1 pseudogene is annotated in these 1,303 nt (G+C 55.9%); it reads right to left on the reverse strand.

Going from position 1 to position 1,303, the window contains the following annotated elements:
- Nucleotides 1–1,274: pseudogene (locus ACE04F_RS15130) on the reverse strand (dermonecrotic toxin domain-containing protein); the annotation flags it as partial.
- Between the last annotated feature and the right edge of the window lie 29 nt (nucleotides 1,275–1,303).

Consider the following 1,303-nt stretch of genomic DNA (forward strand, 5'->3'; position numbering starts at 1 on the left):
GTCGTTTCGATTTTAAAAGGCACCACGAAAGAGCCCCAGATAACCGGACTTCTTATCTCGATCTCAATTTTTTCCGGATCAATCGAAGCGCCTGCATGATCCCGTTGGATCTGTTGCTTCAGTGCGTCGATCGCGTACTGCTTGATAGACGGAATATCGTCTTGGAAAGTCTTGCCCGCAGCAATGCCGCCAAGTACCGACAGGCTCTTCATGTGCTGGGCGAACAAATATTGATCGGTGGTGGAGGCTGTTTTCAGCCAGTCGGGCAGACTGGCGACGAACCACGCCTGTCCAGGGTCCCTGTTTATCGTCAGGCTCTGGGGAGCGAGTTGCTCCTCCGTGCTCGATACCGCGAGCTTCAGCAATTTTGAAGAGCCGAGAATCTTGATCTGAAGGGCGATTAACGCGCACGTCAAGTAATCGAAGATATCACCCTCGGGTTCGTACAGGCGCCAGAGAACTTTGGGGACTTTCTGATCCAGACTGGACCCGAGAAAGTCCTCCAGTTCTTCCTGGGTAGCGAATTTCCTGTAGCCCTCGGTGACCGAATACGCGAGCAAAACCTGTTTCCCTGCGACGGTACCGCGCAGTACTACCATCGGCATCTGATAAAGATGTTCGCTCTTGTTGCCGACCATTTCATCCAGGTCGATCAGATAAGCATGGGAGTCATAAGGGTCGGCTTGTCTGCGTTTCTCGAGATCGGGGTATTCGAACAGACGCCTGGCCAGGGTACATTCAGACGCCGTCCAGTCCTCAACCTCCTCAACGTTCCAAACGTTGCGTAGCGCTGTGGCGAGCCCATGCCAGCGTGGCTCGGATGCGGTGTCCAGGGCGTTCCAGTAGGCCAGTTGTTGCTCTTGCCAGGAGACCGATACGGCGGGCACCAGCTCGTTGATGAGTCGGCCGATCAGGTCGATGCGCACCGGCAAGTGGATTTCAGGCGTGATGACAGGCAGCCGGGTCAGAAAATGCGTTCCATCGATCAGTCGTATCGGGCCAAGCGAGTCGACCGCGTCGGCCAACAGATCGCTCAGCGATACATAGCGAGTGGGAAGTTCAACGATTGCACCGTCAACGATGTCCCAGTTCGCTTCGCCAAGCATGGTGCTTCTTGGGTCCAGATCTAGTGTCGGATAAAGCTGCTGGAGGGCTCCGCGCAGCAACGTATCCAGTACCTCGAGGTAAGTGGGGCCTGCCATTAATTGGTTGATCAAGGCGTCCTGCCGATTGGCGCCGGACGGCGATTGTGCAACGGGGGCGATTGGTTCCATGGGTTGTCCCTATCTCGGTTGGGGGGGGG

The sequence above is a fragment of the Pseudomonas sp. AGC41 genome (assembly GCF_057334555.1).